This window comes from Aeromonas sp. 602396 (assembly GCF_049173735.1).
In the GTDB taxonomy this organism is placed as follows: domain Bacteria; phylum Pseudomonadota; class Gammaproteobacteria; order Enterobacterales; family Aeromonadaceae; genus Aeromonas; species Aeromonas veronii_A.
The window spans coordinates 15,625-36,023 of the sequence record NZ_JAAKSD010000017.1 but is presented as its reverse complement, the minus strand read 5'-3'; the positions used below and the strand labels follow the sequence as shown (position 1 = coordinate 36,023).

Here is a 20,399-nt window from a genome sequence, read left to right as displayed (position 1 = left end):
AGTTTTGCCGTGGTGGTGGAATTGGTAGACACGCTATCTTGAGGGGGTAGTGCTCTAGGGTGTGCGGGTTCGAGTCCCGCCCACGGCACCAATTAAGCAGTGAGCTCGGGAAACCGGGTGTATTATAGCCAGTCAGTCTTGTATCGAGAGAGTGAAGTGGCTATAATCTCGCACGATTTCGGACGCGGGGTGGAGCAGCATGGTAGCTCGTCGGGCTCATAACCCGAAGGTCGTCGGTTCAAATCCGGCCCCCGCAACCAAATTTCACGCATTTCCTACGCTCAGGAAGGCGGTCGCTGCGAGGCGACAATCAGGGTAAAGCGCCAAGCCCCGATTTGACATCGGGGCTTTTTGTTATGTGCAATTTACTCTGAATCGATATCTATCTGGGCTTTATGCCCTTTTTTTGTTTTTCGGAGGGTGACTTTGGCTACGTTGGAACAACGTTTGACCGATCTGCTCGAGGCTCCGGTCGTTGCCTTGGGTTTTGAACTTTGGGGTATTGAGTTTATCCGCGCGGGTAAACACTCCACCTTGCGTGTCTATATTGACGGCGAGCAGGGTGTGACTGTCGAGAACTGTGCTGAGGTCAGCCATCAGGTTGGCGCCATCATGGACGTCGAAGATCCCATCACCGAGGAGTACTACCTCGAGGTATCCTCCCCAGGCCTGGATCGTCCCCTGTTCAAGGTTGCCCATTTCGAAAAATACGTTGGCCAAGAGGCGGCGGTAACGCTTCGGATGGCAACAAACAACCGCCGCAAGTTCAAAGGCGTAATCAAAGCTGTGCAAGGCGACATGATCACCCTGACAGTAGATGGTAAGGACGACGTGTTGGCTTTCACTAATATCCAAAAAGCGAACATAGTGCCGAACTTTGGTTAACGAGGCTATCGGATATGAATAAAGAGATTTTGCTGGTCGTTGACGCAGTATCCAACGAGAAAGCGGTACCCCGCGAGAAGATCTTCCAGGCTCTGGAAACCGCGCTGGCGACTGCGACCAAGAAGAAATATGAAGGCGAGATTGAAGTTCGGGTTGAAATCGATCGCAAGACCGGTGACTACGACACTTATCGCCGCTGGGTAGTCATTGCGGATCAAGCCGCGATGGAGAACCCCTATGCTGAAATCACCCTGGAAGCGGCACAAATTGATCAGCCGGATATCCAGATCGGTGAGTATGTTGAAGACCAGATCGATTCTGTGACCTTCGACCGTATCACTACCCAGACCGCCAAGCAGGTTATCGTGCAGAAAGTGCGCGAAGCCGAGCGTTCACAAGTAGTTGATCAGTTTAAAGATAAAGAAGGCACCATCATCAGTGGTGTGGTCAAGAAGAGCAACCGCGACAACGTCATCCTGGATCTGGGCAGCAATGCTGAAGCCGTGATCTTCCGTGATGACATGCTGCCGCGTGAAACCTTCCGCCCGGGTGACCGTGTCCGTGGCCTGCTCTATGCAGTGCGTCCGGAAGCCCGTGGTTCCCAGCTGTTTGTCAGCCGTTCCAGCCCGGACTTCCTGAAAGAGCTGTTCCGTATCGAAGTACCGGAGATCGGTGAAGAGATGATCGAAATCATGGGCGCTGCCCGTGATCCGGGTTCCCGCGCCAAGATCGCGGTGAAGACCAACGATCGTCGTATCGACCCGATCGGTGCCTGTATAGGTATGCGTGGTGCCCGTGTGCAAGCTGTCTCCGCCGAGCTGAGCGGTGAGCGTGCAGACATCGTGCTGTACGATGACAACCCGGCCCAGTACGTGATCAATGCCATGGCACCTGCCGATGTGGCCTCCATCATCGTTGATGAAGACAACCACACCATGGATATCGCCGTGGAAGCTGCCAACCTGGCCCAGGCCATCGGTCGCAATGGTCAGAACGTGCGTCTGGCCTCCCAGCTGACCGGTTGGGAGCTGAACGTGATGACCGTTGAGGACATGCGTGCCAAGCACCAGGCCGAGAACGACCGCATCATGAACCTGTTCACCAGCACCCTGGATATCGATGACGATTTCGCCGGTCTGCTGATGGAAGAGGGCTTCTCGACCCTGGAAGAGATCGCCTTCGTACCGGTCAACGAGTTGCTGGCTATCGACGGTCTGGATGAAGACATGGTCGAAGAGCTGCGCAAGCGCGCCAAAGATGCCCTGACTACCAAGGCACTGGCCAAAGAAGAGTCTTTCGATGGCGTCGAGCCGTCCGAAGAGCTGCTCAATCTGAACGGTCTGAGTCGTGAACTGGCATACGCTCTGGCGGGTCGCGGCGTGGGCACCCTGGAAGATTTGGCTGAGCAAGGTATTGATGACCTTGCTGGTATTGAAGGGCTGACTGCCGAGAAGGCGGGTGAGCTCATTATGGCTGCTCGCAATATCTGTTGGTTCGGAGAAGAGCAGTCTTAAGTAAGATCAAACGGAGGAAAATGAATGGCAGAAGTATCAGTCAAACAACTTGCCACTGACATCGACACACCGGTTGATCGTCTTCTCCAGCAGTTTGTCGATGCCGGTATCAGCAAGAGCAAGGCCGACGACATGGTCAGCGAGTCTGAAAAGCAGACTCTGCTGGCACACCTGAAGAAACAGCATGGAGGTGACGAGGTCGCCGCTCCTGCCCGCATGACTTTGCAGCGCAAGACCAAGAGCACCATCAGTGTTCAGGGAACCGGCGGCAAGAACAAAGAAGTGCAGGTGGAAGTTCGCAAATCTCGCACCTATGTAAGACGCTCGGCGCTGGAAGAAGAACAGCGTCAGGCGGAAGCCGAGGAAAAAGCGCGTTTGGAAGCAGAAGAAAAAGCTCGTCGCGAAGCCGAAGAGAAGGCTCGCCTCGACGCTGAAGAGAAGGCTCGCCGTGAGGCTGAGCAGGCTCGTCGTGAAGCTGAGGAAAAGGCGCGGATCGAGGCACAACAAAAGGCTCGACAGGCTTCACAGCCCGCCAAAGCAGCCAGTAGCACAGCTCAGCAAGAGGCAGAAAAGATGGCCAAGCGCGAAGCAGAAGAACTGAAGCGCCAACAGGAACAGACAGCTTTGAAAAAAGCTGAAGAACTCGCCGCGAAGAAAGCCGAAGAGGCTCGCATCATGGCGGAACAGAACGCAGCCCGCTGGGCTGAAGAAGAAGCCGCTCGTGCAAAAGAGAGCAGCGATTATCACCTGACTACCAACAAGCATGCGCAAGCTGCAGAAGACGAGCTGGATCGCAAAGAAGAGACCAGCCGCCGTACTGCCGCCGCCGCTGTCAAGGCCCCGAAAAAGGCGGGTCGTCGCGATGATGATCGCAATGATCGCAACTCCCGTGATCCGCGTGCCCGTAAAGGCAAACGTGGCAAGGTCGCTACCCCGAACGCCATGAAGCATGGCTTCAACAAGCCGGCTGCCGTGGTGAACCGCGACGTTGTCATCGGCGAGACCATCACAGTGGCCGAGCTGGCCAACAAGATGGCCGTCAAGGGAGTTGAAGTCATCAAGGCGATGATGAAGATGGGTGCCATGGCCACCATCAACCAGGTGATTGACCAGGAGACCGCTCAGCTGGTCGCCGAGGAGATGGGTCACAAGGTTGTGCTGCGTCGCGAGAACGAGCTGGAAGAGGCGGTACTGTCCGATCGTGACGAGACCTCCGAAGCCAAGCCCCGTGCACCGGTCGTGACCATCATGGGTCACGTTGACCACGGCAAGACCTCGCTGCTGGACTACATTCGTAAAGCCAAGGTTGCTGCTGGCGAGGCCGGTGGTATTACCCAGCATATCGGTGCTTACCACGTTCAGACTGATAGCGGCATGATCACCTTCCTGGATACTCCGGGTCACGCGGCGTTTACCTCCATGCGTGCTCGTGGTGCCAAGGCGACCGACATCGTTGTTCTGGTCGTTGCTGCTGACGACGGCGTGATGCCGCAAACCATCGAAGCTATCCAGCACGCCAAGGCTGCCGGTGTGCCGCTGGTTGTGGCAGTCAACAAGATCGACAAGCCGGAAGCGGATCCGGATCGCGTCAAGACCGAGTTGGCTCGTTACAACGTCATGTCCGAGGATTGGGGTGGAGACTGCCAGTTCGTGCACGTATCTGCCAAGTCCGGTCAGGGTATCGACGATCTGCTGGAAGCCATCCTGATCCAGGCTGAAGTACTGGAGCTGAAAGCGGTGGTTGACGGTATGGCCAACGGCGTCGTGATCGAATCCTTCCTGGATAAAGGTCGTGGTCCGGTTGCTACCGTACTGGTACAAGAGGGTACTCTGCGTCAGGGCGACATCGTTCTGTGTGGTCTCGAGTACGGCCGTGTTCGCGCCATGCGTGACGAACTGGGTCGCGAGATCAAGGAAGCGGGTCCGTCCCTGCCGGTGGAAATCCTGGGTCTGTCCGGCGTTCCCTCTGCCGGTGACGAAGCCACCGTTGTCCGTGACGAGAAGAAAGCCCGTGAAGTGGCGCTCTACCGTCAAGGCAAGTTCCGCGAAGTCAAGCTGGCTCGCCAGCAGAAGGCCAAGCTGGAAAACATGTTCGCTAACATGACCGAGGGCGAAGTGTCCGAAGTGAACGTGGTGATCAAGGCCGACGTACAAGGTTCTGTGGAAGCGATCTGCGATGCGCTGGTCAAACTCTCCACCGACGAAGTGAAGGTGAAGATCGTGGGTTCCGGCGTAGGTGGTATCACCGAAACCGACGCGACCCTGGCTGCCGCTTCCAGCGCCATCCTGGTTGGTTTCAACGTCCGTGCCGACGCGTCTGCGCGCAAGGTTATCGAATCCGAGAGCCTGGATCTGCGTTACTACTCCGTCATCTATGACCTGATCGACGAAGTGAAGCAGGCCATGAGCGGCAAGCTGGCCCCAGAGTATCGTCAGGAAATCATCGGTCTGGCTGAAGTGCGTAGCGTCTTCAAGTCTCCGAAGTTCGGCGCCGTTGCCGGCTGTATGGTTACCGAAGGTGTGGTCAAGCGTTCCAACCGTATCCGCGTTCTGCGTGACAACGTGGTTATCTATGAAGGCGAGCTGGAATCCCTGCGCCGCTTCAAGGATGACGTCAACGAAGTTCGCAACGGCTACGAGTGTGGTATCGCGGTCAAGAACTACAACGACGTGCGCGAAGGCGACCAGATCGAAGTTTACGAGACTGTTGAAATCCAACGGACTCTGTAAGCCGAGAGTTAGACAAAATAGGGGGCCGCGGCCCCCTTTTATCGCAGGATAGAATATGGCCAGAGAATTCAGCCGGACCCGTCGGGTCGGACAGCAGATCCAGCGTGAAATCGCGCTGATCCTGCAGCGCGAGGTGAAAGACCCGCGCATCGGCATGGTGACCGTTTCCGATGTGGAAGTGTCCCGTGACCTCAACTATGCCAAAATTTACGTCACCTTCTTGCAGCTGGAAAATGATGCCGAGCGCATCAAGGAAGGCTTGCAGGGTCTGACCGAAGCAGCCGGATATATCCGTAGTCTGCTGGGCAGTGCCATGCGTCTGCGCGTGGTGCCCGAGCTGCGTTTCTACTACGACCAGACCCTGGTCGAGGGGATGCGTCTCTCCAACCTGGTGACCAAGACTGTGCGTGAAGACAAGCGCCGCATGGCCGAATCCGGCCGTGACGAAGAAGCTGAATCCGCACCGGATGACACGACTGAGGATAAAGCCTGAGATGACCCGAAGACGTCGTTTCAAGGGCCGTGATGTGCACGGCATTCTGCTGCTGGACAAGCCGACCGGCCTGACCTCCAACGATGTGTTGCAGAAGGTCAAGCGGATTTACAACGCTGCCAAGGCCGGTCATACCGGGGCGCTGGATCCGCTGGCGACCGGCATGCTGCCGATTTGCCTCGGTGAGGCCACCAAGTTCTCCCAGTATCTGCTGGAAGCGGACAAGCGCTATGAGGTGACCGCCAAACTGGGCGAGCGCACCAACACCAGCGACTCCGATGGTGAGGTGGTCTCCACCCGTCCGGTGAACGTGGCTGTCGGTACCCTGATTGAGGCGCTGGACCAGTTCCGCGGCCCCATCATGCAGGTGCCGTCCATGTACTCCGCGCTCAAGCACAACGGCCGTCCGCTCTACGAATATGCCCGCGAAGGTATCGAGATTGAGCGTGAAGCCCGTCCCATCACCGTATTCGAGCTCAAACTGCTGAGTTTCGAAGGTGATGAAGTGCGCCTTGAAGTGCACTGCAGCAAGGGCACCTATATCCGCTCTCTGGTGGATGATCTGGGTGAAGTGCTGGGTTGTGGCGCCCACGTGACCCAGTTGCGCCGTACCCAGGTGGCCAGCTATCCGTACGAGCGGATGCTGACTCTGGAGCAGCTCGAGTGTATTTTCGAGCAGGCCAAGGCCGAGAGCATCCCGCCGCGCGAGCAGCTGGATCCCCTGTTGCTGCCGATGGATACTGCCGTGGCAAGCTTGCCCGAGGTGAACATGCTGGCTGTTGTGGCTGCCTATGTGAATCAGGGCCAGGCCGTGCAGGTGGCGGGTGCGCCGCACAGCGGTCAGGTTCGTATGACGGTCGGCCCGGAGCGCGAGTTCATCGGGGTTGGCGAGATTGATGATGATGGCCGCGTCGCCCCCAAGCGACTGGTACGTTATCACGACGAGGAGTGATCCTCAGGCGGTATCGGCGTGCTCTTTCCCTCTCTCGCTTCTTTCTCGTTGCGAAAATGGGCAGGGACGATTATCATACCGCCCTCATTTCACGGCTGAATTAGAGATTGGCTGTGAACCTTTAAACACTCTACTGGAGTAATACCATGTCTCTAAATGCTGAGATCAAAGCTCAAATCGTTGCCGAGCACGCTCGTGGTGCCAACGACACCGGTTCCCCCGAAGTGCAAGTTGCCCTGCTGACTGCCCAGATCAACCATCTGCAAGGTCACTTCAAAGAGCACTCCAAGGACCACCACGGTCGTCGCGGTCTGCTGCGCATGGTTTCCCAGCGTCGTAAGCTGCTGGACTACCTGAAGCGTAAAGATTCCGAGCGTTATGCTGCTCTGATCGCCAAGCTGGGTCTGCGTCGTTAATCGACCATCAGATTTCGCGAAAAGGGGAACCTCCGGGTTCCCCTTTTTTATTGCTCTTTAGCGGCTTGTTGCCATCCTCACAGAATTTGTGTCGCCGCTTACCTTTTGCATCGAATCAAGTATACTTGTGCGCGAATTTAAAGAGCCAAATTGTAAAAAGGAAATTCACGTGAATCCTATTGTTAAGTCATTCCAGTACGGTCAACACACCGTCACACTGGAAACCGGTGTGATGGCCCGTCAAGCCACTGCGGCCGTTATGGTCAGCATGGACGATACCTGTGTATTTGTGACCGTCGTAGGCAAGAAAGAGGCCGATCACGGCCGTGATTTCTTCCCGCTGACCGTCAACTACCAGGAGCGTACCTATGCTGCTGGTCGTATCCCGGGTGGTTTCTTCCGTCGTGAAGGCCGTCCGAGCGAAGGCGAGACCCTCATCTCCCGTCTGATCGACCGTCCAATTCGTCCGTTGTTCCCGGAAGGCTTCTTCAATGAGGTTCAGGTGGTTGCCACCGTCATGTCCGTGAATCCGGCAGTCTCCCCCGATATCGTTGCCATGATCGGCGCCTCTGCTGCGCTGGCCATCTCCGGCATTCCGTTTGGCGGCCCGATCGGTGCTGCTCGCGTGGGTTACATGAACGGTCAGTATGTGCTGAACCCGACCACCACCGAACTGCCACAGAGCGATCTGGATCTGGTTGTTGCCGGTACTGCCAACGCCGTACTGATGGTTGAGTCCGAAGCGGCCATCCTCTCCGAAGAGGTGATGCTGGGCGCCGTGGTATACGGTCACGAGCAGATGCAGACCGTTATCAACGCCATCAACGAATTTGCCGCTGCCGTCGGCACCAAGCCGTGGGACTGGACTCCGCCTGTCGTCAACGAAGCGCTGAAAGCCAAGGTTGCCGAGCTGGCGAGCGCCGAGCTGGGTGAAGCCTACCGCATCACCGAGAAGGCTGTTCGTTACGAAACCATCGCGGCCATCAAGGGTCGTGTGGTTGAGCAAGTTATCGCTTCCGGCGTGGAAGAAGATGCCAAGAAGATCGGCGAAGAGTTCCACAGCCTGGAAAGCCGCATCGTTCGTGGCCGCGTAGTGCGTGGTGAGCCGCGTATCGATGGTCGCGATCCGGAAATGATCCGTGCCCTGTCTGTCGCTACCGGCGTATTGCCCCGTGCTCACGGTTCTGCCCTGTTCACTCGTGGTGAAACCCAGGCTATGGTCGTTGCGACCCTGGGTACCGAGCGTGACGCCCAGAACATCGACGAGCTGACCGGCAACCGTGCCGATCGCTTCATGCTACACTACAACTTCCCGCCATACTGCGTCGGTGAGACCGGCATGATGGGTAGCCCGAAGCGTCGTGAAATCGGTCACGGCCGTCTGGCCAAGCGCGGTGTTGCTGCCGTGATGCCGAGTGCTGCTGAGTTCCCGTACGTGGTGCGCGTGGTGTCTGAAATCACTGAATCCAACGGCTCCTCCTCCATGGCGTCTGTCTGTGGTTCCTCTCTGGCGCTGATGGATGCCGGTGTGCCGATCAAGGCTTCCGTCGCCGGTATCGCCATGGGTCTGGTGAAGGAAGAAGAAGGTTTCGTCGTGCTGTCCGACATTCTGGGTGACGAAGATCACCTGGGCGACATGGACTTCAAAGTAGCCGGTACCACCGAAGGTGTGACCGCGCTGCAAATGGACATCAAGATCGAAGGCATCACCAAAGAGATCATGGAGATTGCGCTGAAGCAAGCTCGTGGTGCTCGTCTGCACATCCTGAAAGTGATGGATGAAGCAATCCAGGCTCCCCGTGCCCAGATCTCCGATTTCGCACCGCGTATCCACACCATCAAGATCAATCCTGAGAAGATCAAGGACGTGATCGGTAAGGGTGGTTCCGTGATCCGTGCGCTGACCGAAGAGACCGGCACCAACATCGAGTTGGATGATGACGGTACTGTACGTATCTCCGCTGTGGCCAACGAAGCTGCCATGGAAGCGATCCGTCGCATTGAGGCCATCACCGCCGAGATCGAAGTGAACCGCATCTATGAAGGTAAAGTTGTCCGTCTGGCCGATTTCGGTGCATTCGTCAACATCCTGCCGGGCAAAGATGGTCTGGTACACATCTCCCAGATCACCGATGCTCGCGTTCAGAACGTGGCTGACCACCTGACTATCGGTGACGTGGTCAAGGTGAAGGTACTGGAAGTGGACCGTCAGGGCCGCGTACGTCTCTCCATCAAGGAAGCGAACGCTCCGACTGATGCAGCCCCGGCTGCTGATGCTCCGGTTGCTGCCGAAGCGCCTGCCGCAGAGTAATCTGTCCTCCTGAACCGGATTCTCCGGTTGCAGTAAAAAGTCCGGCGCCCTTTGGGGCGCCGGACTTTTTTATGCGCTCAGGCTCATCACGCCGAAGTTGGCTCTCTGCTCAGGATGTGGTGGGCATTGCCGGAGCCTCAAGAGGTCAGGTTAGAAAAGTGTTGCGAAGGGGGAGGGAGAACGGTGTGGGAGAAAGGAGCCTGAGGATTCAGGCTCCTGATAAGGATCAGGCCTCGTTGGCGTGGGCCTTCTGACACCCTTCGACGGCGTGAGCAATCAGTTCCAGTGCGCTCTGGTCGCACGGTGGCAACTCGGCCTCGCACTTGTTGATAGGGGTAACACGATCGCCCCACTTGATGATGGCTGCGCCCCAGGTCAGGCCGGCACCGAAGGCGGCAGTCAGCAGATAGGAATTCGGCTTGACGCGCCCCTGCTCCAGCGCTTCGCACAGGGCGATAGGTACGGTAGCGGCGGAGGTGTTGCCGTAGTTTTCGATGTTGACCATCACCTTCTCCATCGGCGCATTCATCCGTTTGGCGAGGGTCTCGATGATGCGGATATTGGCCTGGTGCGGCACGATCAGGTCGACCTGCTCCGGCGCAATACCGGCCTGCGCCAGCACAGTGCTGGTGGCCTCACCCATGCCGCGCACAGCACGTTTGAAGATCTCCGGCCCTTCGAAGTTGAAGGTGAACAGGCCATCGATATCGGCAAAACGCACCCGGTCGGTACCGAAGTTCGGTACATGCAGGATCTCCCGCGCTTCGCTGTCGCAACCCAGCTTGTTGGCGATCAGGCCACACTCCTGCTCGCTTGCCTCTATCACCACGGCACCGGCACCATCGCCAAACAGTACGGCGGTATCGCGGCGTGCCCAGTCCAGCAGGTAGGTGAGGCGCTCGGCGCCAATCACCAGCACCTTCTTCATCATGCCAGCCTGCACCAGCGAGGTAGCGACGGAGAGGGAGTAGACGAAACCGGTGCAGGCCGCGTTGAGGTCAAACACGGCGGCGTTGACGGCGCCCAGCTTCTTTTGCACCGCAGAGGCGGCACTTGGCAGCAGGTTGTCCGGGGTGGCGGTGGCCAGGATGATGCCATCGAGATCGCTGGCTTCCAGACCGGCGCAGGCCAGTGCGCGGCGACCGGCCAGGGTGGCGAGATCCGAGGTGCTGACATGGGAGATCCGGCGGGCCTTGATGCCGGTGCGCGGATAGATCCACTCGTCTGATGTATCCATGATGGTGCTGAGGTCGTCGTTGGTCAGCACGGAGGGAGGCAGGCATTTGCCCCAGCCGGTGATATTGGCGTATTTCATCTTGTTACCGCTTCTCAAGTGGATCGCCCGCGGGCGGAAAATCGTGCAATTATGCCGTACGAGACAACCACTGTCATCTTGTGGTCATGGTTATGTGCAGGGGGCTCAGCTGTGCCATCTGGTCGCAAAGGGCTGCAACGCGCGGAACATGGCTGGAAATTTTGCTTAAAACGCGGGACTCCTCTGCCCTAAGATAGGCGTTTCACCACCGATGAGGGTATCTCCTTGCTCAGAGCCAATCTCAACTTGTTGCCGACCCTCAAGGTGCTGCTGGAGACCCGCAATATCAGCCGCGCCGCCGAGCTGTTGCACCTGAGTCAGCCCTCCATCAGCAAGCAGCTTGCCCAGTTGCGCAGCGAGTTTGATGACGAGTTGCTGGTGCGGGAGGGGCAACGCTGGCTGCTGACGCCACGGGCCGAACTGTTGGCCGCCCAGCTGGCGGATTCTCTCGGTGCGCTGGAGCGGCTCTACGAGGCGCCCGGATTTGACCCGAGCCGCTGCGAGCGGGTATTTCGGCTCGCCTCTTCTGATTATGTTGCCCAGCATATTCTGCCAGATATCTGCGCCGCGCTCGCCAAAGAGGCGCCGTTGGCGGCGCTGGAGTACAGCCTGTGGGACAAGCGTCAGCTGCCGCAGTTGTGGCAGTCCGAGCTGGATCTGGTCTCCACCATCACCGAGCAGGTACCGGATCAGATCCGTGGTCTGCATCAGGGGGAAGATCGGCTGGCGGTGTTGATGGGACGTCACCACCCGCTGGCGGGCAAGGCGCTGAGTCTCGATGACTATCTCGCCTGGCCTCACCTGCAGGTGAGCGGGGGAGGCGACAAGGACAGCCCGGTGGAGCAGGTGTTGGCGCCGCAGGGACTGAGTCGGCGCTGGTTTGCCAGAGTTCCCTTCTTTCAGGCGGCAGTGGAGGTGTTGCTGCGCACCGATTGCCTGATGACCACCCCGGCCCATATCGCCTGGCAGCTCTCCTGCGGCCATGAGCTCACCTTTGTCGATCTGCCCTTTGCTACCCGCGACCAGCAGTATCATCTGCTGTGGCATCAGCGCCACCATCAGGATCCAGCCCACCGCTGGTTTCGCGAGCTGGCCTACCCCTTCCTGCGGGATCATCTGCAACGCACCGTTGGCGAGAGTCGCAAGCTGCTCGATCTCGGCGGTTAGCCGCAGTCGGTTGTGTGGCGTTATAGCCATGGGTTATGGAATCTATTCATAACTTTCACTACTGGCATAATGGCTCAGCCCGTACCCTGAGTGCAGGTCATCATATCGAGCACAAAAGAGGAAAAGCATGGAACTGACGAGTTGGCTGGCACTGGCCGCAATCTGCGTGATGGGGGCCATCAGCCCGGGGCCGAGTCTGGCGCTGATCATCCGCAACACGGTGCAGGGCGGGCAGGGGCACGGCGTCGCTACTGCGCTTGGCCACGGCCTCGGGGTTGGTATCTATGCGCTGGTCACGGCGCTCGGCCTTTCCATTTTGATCACCCAGACACCGATCCTGTTTGATCTGATCCGCTACGGCGGCGCCGCGTTTCTTGCCTGGCTCGGGGTGAAAGCCCTGCTGGCAAAACCAGCCAGTGACGAAGGGAATGAAGAGGTACATCAGTTGCGCGGTCGGCAAGGGGCCTTTGAAGGTTTTATGGTTGCCTTCCTTAACCCCCAGCTGGCGGTTTTCTTCATCGCCCTGTTCAGCCAGTTTGTGCGGGCCGATACCGGCTGGAGCGAAGGGGGCATCATGATGCTCACCGCGGGCGGGATCGATGCCGTCTGGTACGTGCTGGTGGCGCTGGTGCTCTCCCGCGGGCCGGTGCTGGCGTGGCTTAAAGCCAAATCCTTTGTGATCGATAAGGTGAGCGGCCTGGTGCTGCTCGGGCTGGCACTCAAGGTGGTTATCTAATCCTGCATTTTGCGGATACCTTAAGCGGGATCAAGGCACGCAGGCGGTGAATGGGCTAGAGTAGCGCCCATTTGCTGTCCGCCCTGATCCCGAGACCATGCACCAGAACAAGCACCCGTTAAGCCACAACAACCGGTTGGAGCTTCTGGCTCCGGCCAAGAACCTCGCCTACGGCATCGAAGCCATCAACCATGGTGCCGATGCCGTCTACATGGGCGGCCCTGCCTTTGGCGCCCGCAGCGCGGCGGGCAACACCATCGAAGATATCGAAGCGCTGGCGCGCCACGCCCATCGCTTCGGCGCCCAAGTCTTTGTCGCCTTCAACACCCTGCTGCACGATCACGAGCTGGAGCTGGCGCGGCGGCTGACCCACCAAATCTATGAAGCTGGAGCAGATGCGCTCATCGTCCAGGACATGGGGCTGCTGGCGCTGGATTTGCCTCCCATCGCGCTCCATGCCAGTACCCAGACCGACAACCGCACGCCGGAGAAGGTGAAGTTTCTGCAGGATGTGGGTTTCTCTCAGGTGGTGCTGGCGCGCGAACTGTCTCTTGCGCAGATCCGCGAGATCAGTGCGGCGACCAATGTGCAGCTGGAGTTTTTTATCCACGGCGCTCTCTGCGTTTCCTACAGTGGCCAGTGCAACATCAGCCATGCCCGTACCGGCCGCAGTGCCAACCGTGGTGAGTGTGCCCAGCTCTGCCGTCTGCCCTGCTCGCTGCAAAAGCCGGATGGCGAAGTGCTGGTGGCAGACAGCCACCTGTTGTCCCTCAAGGATATGGATCAGACCGATAACCTGGAGGCCTTGATCGAGGCGGGGATCCGCTCCTTCAAGATTGAAGGGCGCCTCAAGGGGCTCGACTACGTCAAGAACGTTACCGCCTGGTATCGCCAGAAGCTGGACGCCATTCTGGATAGCCGCTCCGATCTGGTCGCCGCCTCGGCGGGTCGTTGCAGCTACAGCTTCACGCCTGACCCCAAGAAAAGTTTCAACCGCGGCAGCACAGACTACTTCCTCCATGGCCGCCAGCAGGGGATCGACTCCACCAAGAGCCCGAAATATGTGGGTGAACCGCTCGGGCGTGTCACCAAGGTGACCCGTGACGGTATCGAGATTGACGGCAAACAGGTCACCCTCAACAACGGTGACGGTCTGGGCTTCTTCAAGCCGAACAACGAGCTGGTGGGGATGCGCCTCAACAAAGTCGAAGGTAAGCAGTTACTCCTGTCAGAACGCATGCCGGGGCTGAAGGTGGGGACCGAAATCTACCGCAACCACGATCAGGCGTTCAGCAAGATGCTGGAGAAGGCGAGCGCGGATCGCCGCATCCGGGTCGATATGGTGCTGGCTGAGTGCGATGAGGGCGTGATCCTCACGCTCACCGACGAGCAGGGCATTAGTGCCACGGTGACCCTGCCTTGCGACAAACAGCCTGCCGACAACCCGGAGCGGGCGCTGCAGCAGGCGCGGGATCAACTTGGCAAGCTCGGCAATACCCTGTTTGTGGCGCGCAAGATTGAGTTGGCATTCACTCACCCGCTCTTTATCGCCGCATCACAGCTCAACGGTTTGCGCCGGGACGGCATCGCCGCGCTGGAGGCGGCACGGGTGGCCAGCTACCAGCGCCCCGAGCGACGCATCGCCCTGCGGGATATCAACTATCCCCAGCACCGCCTCTCCTACCTTGGCAACGTGCTGAACAGCGCGGCCGAACAGTTCTTCCGCGAGCACGGGGTGGAGCGCATCGCTCCCGCCTATGAGGCGAACAAGGAGGAGCGGGAAGTGGTGCTGATGATCACCAAGCATTGCATCCGCTATAGCCAGAACCTCTGTCCGAACGAGGTGCCCGGTCTCAAGGCCGAGCCGCTGGAGCTCAAGATGGGTAAAGATACCTTCCGCCTGCGCTTTGACTGCAACCGCTGCGAAATGCATGTGATGGGCAGCCTGAAACGCTGATCAATGAGCCCCTTTCTCCATCCGGAAAGGGGCAATTTTTATCGCAGGTTCTCTGCCTACCCTCCTTTAATTGTCCCTCTCCAGCGCCAGCAGCGTTTTTTTAATCTCCAATCCCCCCGCATAGCCGGTCAGGCTGCCTTTTTGGCCGATCACCCGATGGCAGGGGACGATGATCGAGAGCGGATTGCGGCCATTCGCCGCGCCCACTGCCCGCACCGCATCGGGTTTGCCGATGGTGCGAGCGATATCGCTGTAGCTGCGGGTCTCGCCATAGGGGATGTCGCACAATGCTTGCCATACCGCTTGCTGAAATGCGGTGCCGCGGGCGGCAAGGGGCAGGGAGAAGCGCTGCAAGCGACCGGCAAAATAGGCGTCAAATTCGGCGAGGAAGGGAGCCAGTGCTCTGTGATCTTGCTGCCAGCCACTCATATCGGGCAGTGCCCGCAGGCCCGCCACAAAGTCTACGTGCACCAGACCAGATTCATTGATGGCAACCAGCAGATCGCCGCAGCGGGTCGGCAGGATATCGTAGCGGATCATGGGGTTATCTCCTGTTGTGGGTTATCTGGCTGGTTTTCGTTGCCAGTGGCACGGAGTAGCAAATCGGGCGCTTCACTCATGGCATGCCACAGCCAGCTGGCCGCATAGCTGCGCCACGGCTGCCATGCTGCGCTTTGCGCCAACCCCTCTTTTACCGGCAGCTTGGTGCCGCCGCCGAGTGCCTTTTGCAGCACCAGATCGGAAGCGGGGAAGGCATCGGTATCCAGCCCGCAGCGCAGCCGCCAGTAAGAGACCGTCCACGGGCCTATGCCCGGCAGCGCCAGCAACTGCTCGTCACTGGCTGTCGTGAGGGTCAGCTCGCCGCTGGCCAGCGCCTGTGCCACGCCGCGCAGGGTACGAATGCGGCTGCCGGGCATGCCGATACCGTCGAGATCGAGTTCGCACAACTGGGCGGGGGTCGGTAGTTGCGCCACCCCGTATTGCGCCTCGGTGCGCGCCACCAGCCGCCCGAGTATGGTGATGGCCCCCTTGACCGAGACCTGCTGGCCTACGATGGCGCGCAGCATCACCTCATACTCGTCCCAGCCACCCGGCAGCCGTACGCCGGGCCAGCGCGCCAGCAAGCGGGAGAGCAGCGGATCCTGACCGAGCAGATCGCCGATCCGATGCATATCGGCATCGAGATCCCACATCCTGCGCACCCGATAGAGCAGATCGGGCAGCGCCGCGAGCGGCAGATCATGAACGGTGAGTTGCAGGCTGTGCCCCTTGCCCTGCGCGATGCGCACCAGCGCGACCTGATCACCGACCTGGTAGCGCCGCTCATACACCTCGCCATCTACCCGCTCCAGCCCGGGGATCGCACGCAGCCGGTAGAACGCCAGCATGGCCGCCACATCATACGGGGGACGGTAGGGCAACTGCAGCGTCAGCGTTGCGCCGCGCGGCTGATCGTTCATGTGCTCTGGCGCGTCAGCGTGCTGCTCCTGCTGGCGCAGGGAGCGCGGGGCCAGTCCGTAGGCGTTGAGCCAAGCATCATTGAAGCGGCGGATGCTGGCAAAGCCGGCGGCAAACGCGATGTCGGTAATGGGCAGCCCAGTTTCAGTCAGCAGCCGTTTCGCGAGCAGCAGGCGGCGCGTCTGCTCCACCTGTTTTGGTGAGGCGCCGAGATGTTGCTCGAACTGGCGGCGCAGGGTGCGTTCGCTGATCCCTGCCTCAGTGGCCAGTTTGGCGAGCGTGCCCTCCGCCAGCTCTCCGCGATCGATGCGTGCCAGCAGACGTGCCAGTTCAACCGGCAGATCGCCACGGGCTGCGGGGGCCAGCTCAGGGCGGCAGCGCAGGCAGGGTCGCAGCCCATACTGCTCGGCGGCCGCGGCGCTTTGGAAGTAGCGCACATTGTGCTCGTGCGGTGGCCGTGCTGGGCAGACAGGCCGGCAGTAGATGCCGGTCGAGAGCACGCCGGTAAAGAAGCGGCCATCGAAGCGAGCATCGCGGGCGAGCCGTGCGGCGTGACACTGTTCGCGGCTGAGGGTGTTGATCACCTCATCCGGTGACGACTCAGGGCTTGGCTTTGCATTCATGGTGTTGGCGGCGTTGCTGGAATAGATGGCAAGAGAGTAAGGGGGCTCGGGGGCCATGACTAGCCAGAAACGGACAGGGATAGCAAAAATTGGCCGAAGTTTTTTTACTCTTTCGTTGCACGGTTGGGTTTCACTCTTCGCTCCGTTGTTGTCCATTTGGCAAGGCTCGGCAGAAGAGCTCATAACGGATGGGGTCGGAGGCTCGATTGGCCTAGCTTTATTTGCTTAGCGAGATTAGTGGCGGCGAAAACTGCTTATAAATTAATAAAAGATCACATAATTATCTTTTTTACATTGAATGCGGTGATTTTGTGTTGTTCAATTGAGTCAGTTAATTTCTGGTGATTATTAAGTCATCACATCTGCGGCCCAAGGCCGACCAATAACAACACTTGCCAAGGATGATAAGTGAACGACTGTAAGGCATGGCCCCATTGCCGGGGGTTTAGTCTGATCGAGTTGTTGATCGCCATGACGGTTGTCAGCATTCTCGCAGCCATCGCGTTGCCAGCGTATCAGGGTTATCTGCAACAGGGACGTCGTTACGAAGCACAGCAGCAATTGCTGGAGCAGGTGCTCGCCCTCGAACGTATCTATACCCAACAGGGGCGTTATCCCGCCACGTTTGCCACCCCTTCCAACACGGATTTCTACCAGTTCAGCTACAGCCAGCAAGATGCTGGCGACTATCTGCTCAAAGCCATTCCAACGACGCGACAACAGGATGAATGCGGCACTCTGACCCTAGATCAGACCGGTTATCGCGCGGCCAATCGCCATGACTGCTGGGGATCATAAGATGAACGTGCGCGGATTTACTCTGATTGAGTTGATGATCACGGTCGGCATCGCCGCTATTTTGCTGCTAGTCGGGTTGCCCTCCATGAGTCAGCGCCTCGCGGCCGAACGACTCGATCGCAGTGCGACCGAGCTCGCGTCAGCCTACCGCTTTGCCCGCAGCGAAGCGGTCAAGCTGACCCTGCCGGTGGTGCTGCAGGGCACCGAGAACGGTGGCTGGGAGGTGATGGCTGACAGCAAGTTGCTGCGTCAGGCGGCAGCACCTGCTGGCGGCGTGGTGATCAAGCCGTTTGACCCCATCAAGATCGCGCCAACCGGCAGTAGCAGCCACGCCGAGATCATTCTGGCCAATCGCCTCGGTGAGCAGCGGGTGCTCTGCGTGGCCCCGAGCGGCCAGCTGCTGCAAGGGAGCTGCTCATGAGACACACCGCGCCTGCTCGCCAGCAGGGTTTCAATCTGGTGGAGATCATGGTCTCCATGGTGTTGGCGGTGATGGTGTTTCTCGGTCTCGCCAAGGGGCAGGTGGTCTCGTTGCAGCAGGCGCACTATAGCCTGCAGAGTACGTTGGCCACGATTGAGGCGAGCAACAGTGTGGAGCAGATCTGGGGTTCGCTGTGCGAAGTGCAGCGCAAGCCGGAGCGGTTCACCCAGGGCGATTTTCTTGCCCGCTTCACCCTGCACGAGGGCCACCAGCTGGTGCTGCCTAGTCGCTACAGCGACCACTTTGTGGTCGCCATCGAGTGGCGTGATGCGCGGATCTCCGGTGCCAGGCGGGTTGAGCTGAACGCAGGGTTTCCGCCACTATGCTGAACGTTCCCTTCCGACAGCGAGGTGTCAGTCTCGTCGAGCTGATGATCTCCATGGTGCTCGGTCTGATGCTGATGCTGGCGATTTTTGCCGGTTACGTGCCCATCAAGAGCACGGTCGAGCAGAGCAAGGCGCTGGAGCAGGCGAACGAGGTGCTGCGCTTTGCCACTCTCACCTTTACCAACAGCATCAAGCAGGCGGATCAGCTGATAGCGGTCACCCCTGATCGCCTGACGCTGGCTTTCAAGGTAGAGGGGGGCAGTCAGGTGCTCTCCTGCCTTGGCAACCAGAAAACCGCCGATTTTACCGAGCAGTACCGCTTCACGCCGCCGGTACTCAGTTGCGATGACGGGGATGGCCCGCGTCTGTTGCTGGCCCATCTTCAGGATCTTGAATTCGGCCAGCAGGGTGCACTGGTCAATATCCGCATCTTGCCCGAAGGGCTGCCGAGCTATCTGGCGCCTGGGGTAGAGGTGCAGGTGGCCCGTCGCAAGGCGGTCTGGGCGGCAGCGTTGGCCACATCCGGTGCCAACGCCACAGCAGGGGGAGCGGGATGAACAAGGGATTGCAGGGGCAGCGGGGAGCCGTATTGCTGGTGGTGCTGGTGGTGAGCCTGCTGTCGAGCCTGCTGGTGTTTACCAGCATTCAGGAGAATCAGCTGCAAACCCGCCTGAGCGGCAATTTTCACAAGAAGATCAATGCGCAGCTCAGTGCCGAGCAGGGGATGAACGACAGTTATCGCGCCCTGCATCAGGCGCTCGGCGCTGAACCACGGATAGAGTGGGATCAACTGGTGCAGAAGGTGCCAAGCAATGGCGAAGGAGCCATGGCGGGCAGCCGCTTTCGCATCGATCAGCTGGATGCCTCTACAGGCAGCAAGTTGGCGTTGCAGAGCCATGGCCGTTATCTGGAGGGCAATGCCAGCCTCAACGCCCTGTTTGCCCTTAAGCGCAAGCCGGGCAATCTCATCTTTCAGGATTCGGTGGTGGCGTGTGAAGGGTTGAGCCTCTCTGGGAGCGGTTTTATCGACAGCTACGATTCGCGCAAGGGGGCGTACAAGGAGTCTGTTTCCGGGACTCTTAATCAGGGGCAGAACGCCAAGGTGGCGACCGTCAGCGACAAGGCCAATGTGGTGCTCGCCGGGCACTCCCCCATCTGGGGTGATGTGCGGGCGACCGGCTCGGTGACCTTAAACGGCTCTTCACCTGTTGCGGGTAATGTACTTGCTGGCGGCGATATCACCATTTCTCCCTCTGATGGGGTCGTCAGGGTTGAGGGCAGCGTGAACGGGAGTGGAAATTTTGCCTTGCAAGGGGGGCATATTGCCGGAGCTGTTGCGATCAATGGGGATGTTTCTATGGGTCATGGCACAAGCATTGCTGGCGACAAGTTGAACTATGGTGGGAACGGGGCATTCCTTGATGCCAAGCATCAGAAGTATCTGGAGCCCCAATACCGAACTCATCCCAAGCTACCGCCTGTTGCCGGGCAGGTGTGTGACCCGCTCAATGTGGCCGCGCTGCCCAAATCGTTCCCCCCTGCAACATTGCCCATCAATGGTCCCCTGACGCTCGGGGCCACCCAGCAGATGGTGCTGACCACGGATCCTGCCACCGGCTCGGTCACCAGCAGCAACCAGCAAAAGCCTGGGCTGCCGTTCCCCGGCAAGGGGGAGCTGTTTGGCAAGGAACAGACTATTTACAAGCTCGACAGCCTCAATATGGGGGCCGATGCCAAGCTCACCATCAAGGGGGATGTGGTGCTGCTGATCGACAAGGATTTCACCATGACAGGCAGCAACAAGTTGACGGTGAGCGAGGGGAGCAGCCTGACCCTGATCGTCAGCGGCAAGGTCGATCTCGGGGCCGGTGCCGAGGTGACGGCAGCCAAACAGGGGCTGACCGCTGGCAGTACGCCCGCTATCTCCATCTATTCTGCGTATAGCGGCAAGGATGGGGTCAAGCTGTCGGGCAATACGCCGCTCTATGCCGCTCTCTATGCCCCGCTCACCGAGATGAAGATCAGCGGAAGTGGCGGTCTGTACGGGGCGGTGCGGGCAAAACACTTGACCGAGAGTGGCGCGGGCGGTGTGCACTATGACGAGGCGCTGGGCATGGCAGATTTGGGGGACGATCAGGGGCCGCCTCCGATACTGGCACTGCGGCAGTGGCACTTTGTGCAGTGAGGCTGGCGAGCCGCTAAAAAGGATCGAATGGGGCGCGCAACTGTGAGAAGGT

The 20,399-nt window shown here is 59.1% G+C and carries 18 protein-coding genes and 2 tRNA genes; 17 read left to right on the top strand and 3 right to left on the bottom strand.

Annotation, left to right across the window (positions count from 1 at the left end; genetic code table 11):
- Positions 1-6 precede the first annotated feature (6 nt).
- From G5229_RS17945 to pnp, 9 genes are all read left to right on the top strand, one after another.
- A tRNA-Leu gene (locus G5229_RS17945) sits at positions 7-91 on the top strand.
- Between the two features lie 92 nt (positions 92-183).
- A tRNA-Met gene (locus G5229_RS17940) sits at positions 184-260 on the top strand.
- 166 nt (positions 261-426) lie between these two features.
- Positions 427-885: a ribosome maturation factor RimP gene (gene rimP, locus G5229_RS17935; protein ID WP_005338809.1), complete on the top strand. Its 459-nt coding sequence runs from the start codon at positions 427-429 to the stop codon at positions 883-885.
- Between the two features lie 14 nt (positions 886-899).
- Positions 900-2,399: a transcription termination factor NusA gene (gene nusA, locus G5229_RS17930; RefSeq protein WP_421209891.1), complete on the top strand. Its 1,500-nt coding sequence runs from the start codon at positions 900-902 to the stop codon at positions 2,397-2,399.
- 24 nt (positions 2,400-2,423) lie between these two features.
- On the top strand, positions 2,424-5,129 hold the full coding sequence (infB, locus tag G5229_RS17925) for a translation initiation factor IF-2 (RefSeq protein WP_421209889.1): 2,706 nt from the start codon (positions 2,424-2,426) through the stop codon (positions 5,127-5,129).
- A 55-nt stretch (positions 5,130-5,184) separates the two neighbouring features.
- Entirely contained in the window at positions 5,185-5,622 is a 438-nt protein-coding gene (gene rbfA, locus G5229_RS17920; protein WP_236296001.1) for a 30S ribosome-binding factor RbfA, read from the top strand.
- A 1-nt stretch (position 5,623) separates the two neighbouring features.
- Entirely contained in the window at positions 5,624-6,574 is a 951-nt protein-coding gene (gene truB, locus G5229_RS17915; protein ID WP_245094887.1) for a tRNA pseudouridine(55) synthase TruB, read from the top strand.
- A 146-nt stretch (positions 6,575-6,720) separates the two neighbouring features.
- On the top strand, positions 6,721-6,990 hold the full coding sequence (rpsO, locus tag G5229_RS17910; RefSeq protein ID WP_216979371.1) for a 30S ribosomal protein S15: 270 nt from the start codon (positions 6,721-6,723) through the stop codon (positions 6,988-6,990).
- A gap of 169 nt (positions 6,991-7,159) precedes the next feature.
- Positions 7,160-9,301 carry a polyribonucleotide nucleotidyltransferase gene (pnp, locus tag G5229_RS17905; protein WP_216979370.1) on the top strand — a complete coding sequence of 714 codons (2,142 nt, stop codon included), beginning with the start codon at positions 7,160-7,162 and terminating at the stop codon, positions 9,299-9,301.
- Between the two features lie 226 nt (positions 9,302-9,527).
- Here the strand turns inward: pnp and G5229_RS17900 are convergent, their stop codons facing one another.
- Positions 9,528-10,616: a ketoacyl-ACP synthase III gene (locus tag G5229_RS17900; protein WP_216979369.1), complete on the bottom strand. Its 1,089-nt coding sequence runs from the start codon at positions 10,614-10,616 to the stop codon at positions 9,528-9,530.
- A gap of 225 nt (positions 10,617-10,841) precedes the next feature.
- Here G5229_RS17900 and G5229_RS17895 point away from each other — a divergent pair, with 225 nt between their 5' ends.
- From G5229_RS17895 to G5229_RS17885, 3 genes are all read left to right on the top strand, one after another.
- Positions 10,842-11,783 (top strand): LysR family transcriptional regulator, encoded by a 942-nt coding sequence (locus G5229_RS17895; RefSeq protein WP_115522808.1) that lies wholly within the window; start codon positions 10,842-10,844, stop codon positions 11,781-11,783.
- Positions 11,784-11,910: 127 nt separating this feature from the next.
- Positions 11,911-12,519 carry a LysE family translocator gene (locus G5229_RS17890; RefSeq protein ID WP_058057313.1) on the top strand — a complete coding sequence of 203 codons (609 nt, stop codon included), beginning with the start codon at positions 11,911-11,913 and terminating at the stop codon, positions 12,517-12,519.
- Positions 12,520-12,616: 97 nt separating this feature from the next.
- Positions 12,617-14,476, top strand: a complete 1,860-nt coding sequence (locus G5229_RS17885; protein WP_421209886.1) for a peptidase U32 family protein — start codon at positions 12,617-12,619, stop codon at positions 14,474-14,476.
- Between the two features lie 66 nt (positions 14,477-14,542).
- Here G5229_RS17885 and G5229_RS17880 read toward each other — a convergent pair whose 3' ends face one another.
- Together G5229_RS17880 and G5229_RS17875 are read right to left on the bottom strand one after the other, a co-directional pair.
- The gene (locus G5229_RS17880; protein WP_421209884.1) at positions 14,543-15,016 is read right to left on the bottom strand and encodes a methylated-DNA--[protein]-cysteine S-methyltransferase; all 474 of its coding nucleotides are present in this window, start codon (positions 15,014-15,016) and stop codon (positions 14,543-14,545) included.
- On the bottom strand, positions 15,013-16,557 hold the full coding sequence (locus G5229_RS17875; RefSeq protein ID WP_421209956.1) for an AlkA N-terminal domain-containing protein: 1,545 nt from the start codon (positions 16,555-16,557) through the stop codon (positions 15,013-15,015). Before G5229_RS17875 ends, G5229_RS17880 begins: the two co-directional genes overlap by 4 nt.
- Before the next feature lie 408 nt (positions 16,558-16,965).
- Here G5229_RS17875 and G5229_RS17870 point away from each other — a divergent pair, with 408 nt between their 5' ends.
- Genes G5229_RS17870 through G5229_RS17850 form a run of 5 tightly spaced genes read left to right on the top strand, consistent with a single transcriptional unit; the run spans position 16,966 to position 20,347 of the window.
- A complete protein-coding gene (locus G5229_RS17870) occupies positions 16,966-17,355 on the top strand; it encodes a type IV pilin protein (RefSeq protein WP_421209882.1) in 390 nt (129 codons plus the stop codon).
- Between the two features lies 1 nt (position 17,356).
- Positions 17,357-17,776 carry a GspH/FimT family pseudopilin gene (locus G5229_RS17865; protein ID WP_421209880.1) on the top strand — a complete coding sequence of 140 codons (420 nt, stop codon included), beginning with the start codon at positions 17,357-17,359 and terminating at the stop codon, positions 17,774-17,776.
- Positions 17,773-18,165, top strand: coding sequence for a type IV pilus modification PilV family protein (locus tag G5229_RS17860; protein WP_159143122.1), 393 nt, complete (start codon positions 17,773-17,775; stop codon positions 18,163-18,165). The genes G5229_RS17865 and G5229_RS17860 overlap by 4 nt, the downstream gene beginning before the upstream one ends.
- Positions 18,159-18,719 carry a PilW family protein gene (locus G5229_RS17855; protein ID WP_376895861.1) on the top strand — a complete coding sequence of 187 codons (561 nt, stop codon included), beginning with the start codon at positions 18,159-18,161 and terminating at the stop codon, positions 18,717-18,719. Before G5229_RS17860 ends, G5229_RS17855 begins: the two co-directional genes overlap by 7 nt.
- A complete protein-coding gene (locus G5229_RS17850) occupies positions 18,716-20,347 on the top strand; it encodes a DUF7305 domain-containing protein (protein ID WP_421209877.1) in 1,632 nt (543 codons plus the stop codon). Before G5229_RS17855 ends, G5229_RS17850 begins: the two co-directional genes overlap by 4 nt.
- The last annotated feature ends 52 nt before the right edge of the window (positions 20,348-20,399 follow it).